Source organism: Kushneria aurantia DSM 21353 (assembly GCF_000382245.1).
GTDB lineage: Bacteria > Pseudomonadota > Gammaproteobacteria > Pseudomonadales > Halomonadaceae > Kushneria > Kushneria aurantia.
In genome coordinates this window covers 1-8,243 of sequence record NZ_KB907864.1, presented here as the reverse complement: position 1 = coordinate 8,243, position 8,243 = coordinate 1, and the positions used below count along the sequence as shown (strand labels likewise).

Sequence of the window (8,243 nt, the reverse complement as noted above, 5' to 3'; positions counted from 1 at the left end):
CGCAGTGGCGGCCCGAAGGGTGCCCGCCAGGGATGGCAGGGCACAAAAAAAAGCCTGCCGGGGGGTGGCAGGCCAATCAAGAAGGATCTTGCAAGAGATCATTCAAGGGAACACTGACTTTGAGTCGCCATGGCGGAAAGAGTTCCCGCCACCACAAAAAAATTTTTGCCCGTTTCAGCCGAGCCACAAAGCAGCCGCTGCGGATACTGCCGCCGGCGCCGCTTTGTAGCACAATCGCAGGACGTGACGATCATACGAAGGAGGCGATGATGGCCCTGACGCAGCAGGATTTTCTCGACAGTCTGACCCGGGACGCCCCGCCCGAGACGGCAGGCGATGCGCTGCGCGCGCTCTGGTGGGGCAAAAAAGCGCAGTGGGAACGCGCCCATGCGCTGGTTCAGGACAGCGCCGGCACCGAGGCCGCTCGGGTTCACGCCTGGCTACACCGCTGGGAAGGCGACACCGGCAACGCCGCATACTGGTACCGTCGTGCCGGCTGTGACGTGGCAGACGACAGCCTCGACGAGGAGTGGCAATTGTTGGTGGCGGCGCTGACCGAGCGCTGAAAGACCGCCACCGGGTGCGGTTACTGGCCGCCGCGCCGGCGGGCGAAATGGTTCTCCTGCTGCTCCTGGCGCTGCTTGGCCTCGATCGACAGCGTGGCCGTGGGACGCAGCAACAGACGCTTGAGGCCGATCGGATCGCCGGTCTCGTCACAGTAGCCGTACTCGCCCTCATCGATACGGTCGAGAGTGGCGTTGATCTTGCGCCACAGCCGCGTCTCGCGGTCGGCCTGGCGCAGGGTGTAGCGCAGCTCCTCCTCGCTGGCGGCGCGGTCGCTGTCGTCGCCGCTGCTCTCGGCGGTGCCCAGGCCGTGGCGCATCTCCTCGAGGGTGGTCTCGACCTCCTCGCGCTCTTTCAGCAGCAGGCGACGGAAATAGCCCAGCTGCGCCTCGTTCATGTAGTCTTCGTCCGGCATCGCCAGCAGCTCTTCTTCAGTAGCGGGAATATCGACTGACATGATGCTTTGCCTCGCTGAGTCCATTCGAAAAGCGCTCTAACATAGCAGAAATGTACCACCACGACGCAATCGCACTGCGTCGGCTCCTGTCGCCTCAACGGCATCGCGGCGTGAAACTTTACACGCCGGGCCCCAGCGATCATGTTGACACCATGGCACGACAAACGGGCCCGGGGAGGCAGCGTCGCACCCGGCCGCCGACATTCGACAACAATAATGCGGAGGAATCATGCACGACATCATTATCGTCGGCGCCGGCATGGGCGGCCTGACGGCCGCACTGGCGCTCATGCAGCGCGGCCACCGCGTGCAGGTGATCGAGCGCGTACGCGAGCTGCGCCCGGCGGGCGCCGCCATTTCGGTGTGGTCCAACGGCGTGCATATTCTCGACCGGCTGGGCGTCGGCGACGAGATTCGTCGCGCCGCCGGCCACATGACCCATATGGCCTATCGCGGCGCCGATGACATGGCGCTCACCGAGTTCAGCCTGGCACCGCTTTATGAGGCCGTTGGCACCGCCGCCTGCCCCATCGCCCGCACCGAACTGCAGCGCATTCTGCTCGACGCCGTGGGTCGCGACAACGTGCGACTGGGCTGCGCCTGCGTCGATCTGAACACCGATGACGACGGCGTCGAAGTGGTGCTGGAAGGCGGCGAGCGGCTCACCGCCGATCTGCTGGTGGCTGCCGACGGCACCCACTCGGCGCTGCGCGAGCGTATTCTCGGCCACCCTATCGAGCGGCGCTATCGCGGCTACGTCAACTGGAACGTCAGCGTGCCCCTCGCCGATGACCTCGTACCGGCCACGCACTGGGTGCAATACGTCGGCCAACATCAGCGGGTGTCGATGATGCCAATGGGGGGTGACGCCTTCTACTGCTTCTTCGATGTGCCGCTGCCGCCCGAGGCCACACCCGACCCGGCAGGCTACCGCCACGAACTGGCACGCCATTTCGCGGGCTGGCCGGCGCCGGTGCAGCGGCTTATCGAGCGCTTCGACGAGTCGGCCATGGCGCGGGTGGCAATTCACGACATCGACCCGCTGCCCACCCTGGTCGGTCAGCGTGCGCTTGTCATGGGCGATGCCGGTCACGGCATGGCGCCCGATCTCGGCCAGGGGGGCTGCCAGGCCATGGAGGATGGCTGGGTGCTGGCGCAGGCGCTGGACGAGGCCAACGGCGATATTGCCCGGGCGCTCGCCGCCTGGGACCGGGCGCGGGCCGAGCGGGTAGGCGATATCGTACTGCGCGCCCGCTCGCGGGCGGCCATGATTCACGGTGGCGAGCCCGAGCGTACCCGCCAGTGGTACGAGGAGCTGGCACGGGAAGATGGCCGCCACATCATCGCCGGCATGCAGAAGACGATGCAGAGCGGCCCGCTGCCCTGAGCGGCCGGCGGTTTAACGAGCCGCGCGCACCTGCTCCAGCGCCTCTTCGGAAATATAGCCTTCGCGGTGGGCGTGTTCGGCCATGGTCAGGCTATCGCTGGCCAGCACCAGCGAACAGCCGGTATCACGGTCAATCTCGGCGGCCAGCCGCTCGATTGCCGCCCGGCGGTCAGGGTCATCGCTGACATCGCGAATGTAAACGGTACGGATACGGTCGGGATGCTCGCGCACGATAGCGGTGTAGATCTCCGGGTCGTGCTGACCGCTATCACCGATCAATACGAAGGGCAGCGGATCGTAGAGCGCCAGCATGGTTTCGATCACATCATGCTTGTGATCCTCCGCCCGGCGCGGCAGGGGCCGTTGCAAAGTAAGCCCCCACTCACGCAGAAAGAGGATCGGCCCCACCGGAATGTTATTGAGGCGAAAGAACTCTTCAAGCATCTCGTAGATGCTCCAGGGCGCACGCGAGACATAAAGCAGCGGACGCTGGCAGTGGCGGTCACCGTCACCGAGGTGAAAACCGCGGTAGAGCGGCGCCACGCCGGGAAAGGCGGTGCGCTGTTTGGCATCGGCCAGAAACAGGCGATACATCATCATCAGCTTGTTGGCGACGCCGGTGTACATCACGGTGTCGTCGATATCGCTGATCACGGCGAAGTCGATATCGGAGGGCGGAATGTAGATATCCGCGACCGCCTCGGCTTCGGCACCGCCATTGGCACGGCGGCTATGAGGATCGCGGCTGGGCGACAGCACCCGCAGCTTTGCCTGGTGCCAGATACGATCTTCCGGCAGCGGCGACTCGAGATGCAGATGCACATCGAAGTAGCCGTCGCGGTCGGTGGTCACCACCTCGCGAGTGCCGTTCAGTATCACCTCGACCTCGACGTGCTTGACCCCCCAGCGCACCGTACGCCGCGCGATATCGGCCAGATCGCGACGGATCGAGCCCTCCGGAAGATCGAGATTGAAGCCGGGCTGACGAAAAACGCGCCCCATCATCAACACCTCGCGATGCGTACCGTAGCCGCGATAGGTGTGAATCACGCGGCCGCCGTGAGCGCGCTTCGACTTGGCCGGGCGCGCGGCCAGGTGCAGCAGCTTCTTCAGACCGCGCAGAGCGGCGTTGGCGGGGCGTTTGGGCATGACGGGTCGTCCGGGCATTACCTGAGGGCGGTAGAGTCGACATATATTTCAGCGTGCCGCTTGATGCGGGGCACGCCGCCACGCTGCGATTAACACAGTCTTACAAGCGTAGTCGGTCACCTCGGCGGGAGCGAGAACCGCCCGGCAGGCCGGGCGGTATGACAGGTTCAGCGCTGGTTGCCAGCCTCGTCACTGCGCGCACTGCGACCGCGCCCGCCACGGCGGCGACGACGTGCCGGACGCTGCTGTTCGCCGCTTTTGTCATCGCTGCGGCGACGCTCACCCTGTTGCTGGCGCCGGCCGTTGTTGGCCGCGGGGCGCGACGAATGCTCGCGTGGGTCCGGGGTTTCCGGCATGGCGCGCTCGGGGTCGAACGCCTCCGGCGTCTCCACCGTGATACGCCGGCCGATCAGCTTCTCGATGCGCTTGAGCTGGTCGCGCTCATCCGGCATCACCAGCGATACCGCCTGGCCGGTGGCGCCGGCGCGGCCGGTGCGGCCAATGCGGTGCACATAGTCGGCCGGCGTTTTGGGCAGTTCGAAGTTGACCACGTTGGGCAGCTCGGCGATATCGATACCGCGCGCCGCCACGTCAGTGGCCACCATCACCTGCAGCTCGCCGCTCTTGAAGCCGGTGAGTGCCGCGGTTCGCGCATTCTGACTCTTGTTGCCGTGAATGGCAGCAGCGCTGATGCCGGCCTTCTGCAGATGCTGGGTGACCCGGTTGGCCATGTGCTTGGTGCCGGTAAACACCAGCGCCTGCGACCACTGATAGTGGGTGATCAGATGAGTCAGCAGCGCCATGCGGCGCGGTTTTTCGACCATATAGACGGACTGCGCCACCGTCTCCGCGGCGGTATTACGCGGCGCCACGTCGATACTCACCGGATTCTTGAGCAGATTGCCGGCCAGCTCGCGAATCTCGTTGGAAAAGGTGGCCGAAAACAGCAGGGTCTGGCGCTGTTTGGGTACCAGCCGCAGAATCTTTTTGATGTCGTGGATAAAGCCCATATCCAGCATACGGTCGGCTTCATCCAGCACCAGGGTTTCGACCTGATCGAGGCGCAGCGCTTTCTGCCCGATCAGATCGAGCAGTCGACCGGGACAGGCGACCAGGATATCGACGCCGTTTTTGAGCTTTTCGATCTGCGGATTGACCTTCACCCCACCGTAGACCACGGCATGCGTCAGCCGCGGGTTCAGGTGCGCACCGTAGCGCTCGACCGACTCGCCGATCTGGGCGGCCAGCTCGCGGGTGGGCGTCAGGATCAGCGCGCGGATCGGCCGCTGGCGGTCAAAACGCTGACGCGACAGCCGCTCCAGAATCGGCAGGGTAAAGCCGGCGGTCTTGCCGGTACCGGTCTGAGCGGCGGCGAGCACATCCTGGCCCTCGAGACAGGCGGGAATGGCTTTCGCCTGGATCGGCGACGGTTGGCTGTAGCCGGCGTCCTCGACGGCACGCAGCAGCTCGGGTGCAAGCCCGAGTTCGGAAAAGGAGTTCGACATGGTATCTCGTGCGCGCTGCTGCGGTGGCGCTCCTCTTCGCCAGAGCACCCTGCCGCGCCGGGCGCGAAAGGAAATCAGGCAGTGACGGTCGTATAGTGGACCCGACCGTGCGAAGAAGCGCCACAATAGGGGATTTACGGCGCAATTACCAGCGCCTGCACGGCGGCGCGCTGCCTGCTTCGGCGTGCTGTGGCAGACTTGCCACCTTTTCGCGCTGCGATTCTCGCCTGCCGTCACACAAGGAGGTGTTGCTTGATCCAACCCCGGTACGACCGCCGCCGCATCGCCACGGCCTGCCTCGCCGCCGCCACCCTGCTCTACGCCGCCGGCGTGTGGCTGGAGGGCACCCATCCGGGTTTTGCCTGGCTGACCGCCTTCGCCGAAGCGGCGTTGATCGGCGGCATCGCCGATTGGTTCGCGGTCACCGCTCTGTTTCGCTACCCGCTGGGGCTGAAGATCCCGCACACCGCCATTATCCCCAATAATCGCAAGCGGCTGGGACGCAGTCTTTCCGCCTTCATTCGCGAGAATTTTCTGAACGACGCCTGGGTGCGTGACAGCGTGGCGCGCTTCGACAGCGCCGGCGCCCTGCTGGACTGGCTGTCGCGCCCCGAACGGCGCCGGGCGCTGGCCGGGCGCATCACCGAGGCGGCCGCCGGTGCCCTTTCGGCGCTGCGCCAGAGTGCGGCGCGGGAATTTCTCACCCACGCGCTGCGCTATCAGCTCGCCCGCCTCGACACCTCTCGCCTGCTGGCCGCCTCACTGCAGGTGGTCGTCGCCGAGGGGCGTCATCAGGCGCTGCTGGATGACAGTCTCGAACGGCTATCGCGCTGGCTTGAGCAGGAGGAGAATCAGGAGCGGGTCAAACACTTCATTACCGACACCGTCTTCCGTCTCTTCAACCCGAAGGTGATGGGGCGCGAGGTGAGCATGCACCGGCTGGCGGGCTGGCTGATCCGCGAGCGGATCGTCGAGCAGAGCGCGCGACTGATCAGCGAGGTCAGCGACGCCCCCGACCACCCGCTGCGCCGCCACCTCGACCGCCAGTTCGAGGCGCTGATCGAACGGATACGCCATGACCACGCCCTGGGCCGGCGGCTCGACCGCCTGCGCGACGACCTGCTCGACAACGACCGCCTGGCCGACTGGCTGGGCGCGGTGTGGGAGGACGTCATGAGCTGGCTGGCGCGCGACCTGCAGCGTGCCGACTCCGAAGTGCGCGGCTACCTGGAGAGTTTCATCGGCTGGTACGCCCACTCGCTGGAGCGTGATCCGGCGGCGCGGCAGTGGCTCAATGACCAGGCGCTGGCCTTGGTGCCGCCGCTGGTACAGCGCAGCGGACCACGCATCGATGCCTGGATTGAGCGCTATCTGGACAGCCTCGACAGTGACGAGATCGTCGCCCAGATCGAAAAGAACGTCGGCAACGACCTGCAGTACATCCGCATCAACGGCACCCTGGTGGGCGGCCTGATCGGCGTGGCACTTCATGCCCTTACTCAACTGGCGCTGCTGCTCGGTCAATAGTGCGGCGGCGCCTCATCACCGACGGATGTTTCACGTGAAACACTGCCCATCGCCGCGGTCTCGGAGGGCGCACTATTCAACGCAAGCCCTCTCTTGCCCCACCACATCCAGGCGAGTGCCGCCAGCTGCAGGGCCACCAGGCAGCACAGTGCAAGGCGTTGAGCGGCCACAGTGGACGCTTCGCTCATGAGATCGACAACCAGACCGATACCGCCCTGAAACAGCGCGCCAGAGAGCACAGCGCAGAAATTCAACAGCGCAATCGCACTACCCGAAACGGTGGGCGGCACCAGCCGCGTCAACAGCGCATAGCCCAGAATCGGCCCGGCCGTCAGCGCGCCCCAGGCCGCCCAGACGACGCCGTGGAAACCCTGCGGATGTATGACAAGAAATACCTGGACTGCGATAAAGGTCGCGCACAGCAGCGCCGTCATTCGAAAAAGCCCGCGACTACTGCGCGCCAGTCGATCGGCAATAACGCCAAAGCCCATCTGGCCGACGACGAGTGACAGTGCCAGCGCGGTCAATACCATCGCCGCGCCACTTTTCGACCAGCCGGCACTCTCACGCAGCCACTCGCCGGCCCACAGCCCCTGGTAGGCGATCCAGACACCCTGAGTAACAAAGGAGAGTGGCGCCACCACCAGAAAAACCCGACCGCGCGCGACACCGAGCATGCCGTCGATCTGCTCGCGCCAATGGCTGACGCTCCCTCGCGATTCCTGCGGATGGCGAGGGACGGCCAACAACATGAAGAGCGCCAGGGCGGCGATCACGCCGGCGAGCAAGGCAAAAAGCCAGCGCCAGGAAAATATTGCCAGAGCGACTTCGGTAGGCCAGGTGGCAAGCAGCGAGCCAAGACTGGCAAAGCTGATCGTCACGGCATTGACAAGCGGCAGGCGCTCACTGGGCCACCAGAGCGCATTCGCCTTGTAGGCACCGGTCCAGCAGGCGCAGAGGCCCAACCCCATCAGAAAACGCGCCAGCATGAGTTGCAGCAGCCCCTCCGCCAGCGCGAATCCGATACAGGCCAACGCGGCAATGCCTATCGTCGCCACTACCATGCGCTTCGGCCCATAGCGATCAAGCAGCACGCCAACGACCAGCTGCGATCCCGCCAGCGCGACGAGGAAGGCGGCTGTCAGCAGGCCGAGATCGAAAGCGGTCAGGGCAAAATTCTGTCGCAGGGCGGGCGCGAGCACGCCATTGACGTTGCGCACCAGCTCGGAAATCAGATACGCGAAGGTAAACGGCAACAGCACAAGGAGAATATGCCGTCGCACCGACAATGGCCGTCGAACCCCGTGAAAATCCGTCACTTTGCCCACCTTTTCTCAACCATTTCGATGATCAAAAGACTAGCAGCCTGTCGGGCTTGCCGTCGGCAGGTGAGGCGTGCGACCCGCCCCGGCAGATTTTTGCACCAGCATGGTGCGCAGCGGCGCATAATGACGTCTTTTTACGCCCAATATCCTGAAAACGCACCCTGCCGCTCGCTTTTCAGGCCTTTCGGGCGGATGTCGGGCGCAATACGGCCATGCGTTTCAGATTCCACGCCAGGCACACCAGCGTCCATTCGCCGCTCACCCGGTTCAGTCCGCGCAGCGAGAACTGACGAAAACCGAGTACCGACTTGATGATGCCGAAGACCGGT

At 64.9% G+C, this 8,243-nt stretch carries 8 protein-coding genes; 3 read left to right on the top strand and 5 right to left on the bottom strand.

What is annotated here, in order from left to right:
* Positions 1–269: 269 nt before the first annotated feature.
* On the top strand, positions 270–566 hold the full coding sequence (locus tag H146_RS0103020; RefSeq protein ID WP_019950372.1) for a hypothetical protein: 297 nt from the start codon (positions 270–272) through the stop codon (positions 564–566).
* Positions 567–586: 20 nt separating this feature from the next.
* On the opposite strand, the gene dksA is transcribed toward H146_RS0103020, so the two are convergent.
* On the bottom strand, positions 587–1,021 hold the full coding sequence (gene dksA / locus H146_RS0103015) for an RNA polymerase-binding protein DksA (protein WP_019950371.1): 435 nt from the start codon (positions 1,019–1,021) through the stop codon (positions 587–589).
* Between the two features lie 229 nt (positions 1,022–1,250).
* On the opposite strand from dksA, the gene hpxO reads away from it, so the two are divergent.
* Complete coding sequence (gene hpxO, locus H146_RS0103010) at positions 1,251–2,408, top strand: FAD-dependent urate hydroxylase HpxO (RefSeq protein WP_019950370.1); 1,158 nt, start codon at positions 1,251–1,253, stop codon at positions 2,406–2,408.
* Between the two features lie 12 nt (positions 2,409–2,420).
* Here the strand turns inward: hpxO and H146_RS0103005 are convergent, their stop codons facing one another.
* Both H146_RS0103005 and H146_RS0103000 read right to left on the bottom strand, forming a co-directional pair.
* Positions 2,421–3,557: an App1 family protein phosphatidate phosphatase gene (locus H146_RS0103005; protein ID WP_019950369.1), complete on the bottom strand. Its 1,137-nt coding sequence runs from the start codon at positions 3,555–3,557 to the stop codon at positions 2,421–2,423.
* 167 nt (positions 3,558–3,724) lie between these two features.
* On the bottom strand, positions 3,725–5,062 hold the full coding sequence (locus tag H146_RS0103000) for a DEAD/DEAH box helicase (protein ID WP_019950368.1): 1,338 nt from the start codon (positions 5,060–5,062) through the stop codon (positions 3,725–3,727).
* A 252-nt stretch (positions 5,063–5,314) separates the two neighbouring features.
* On the opposite strand from H146_RS0103000, the gene H146_RS0102995 reads away from it, so the two are divergent.
* Positions 5,315–6,589 (top strand): DUF445 domain-containing protein, encoded by a 1,275-nt coding sequence (locus tag H146_RS0102995; RefSeq protein WP_019950367.1) that lies wholly within the window; start codon positions 5,315–5,317, stop codon positions 6,587–6,589.
* Here H146_RS0102995 and H146_RS0102990 read toward each other — a convergent pair.
* Both H146_RS0102990 and H146_RS20535 read right to left on the bottom strand, forming a co-directional pair.
* Entirely contained in the window at positions 6,583–7,908 is a 1,326-nt protein-coding gene (locus H146_RS0102990) for an MFS transporter (RefSeq protein WP_169433455.1), read from the bottom strand. The genes H146_RS0102995 and H146_RS0102990 overlap by 7 nt on opposite strands.
* Positions 7,909–8,089: 181 nt before the next feature.
* Positions 8,090–8,243: transposase (locus H146_RS20535; RefSeq protein ID WP_019950365.1), on the bottom strand; the 154-nt coding region annotated here is incomplete at its 5' end.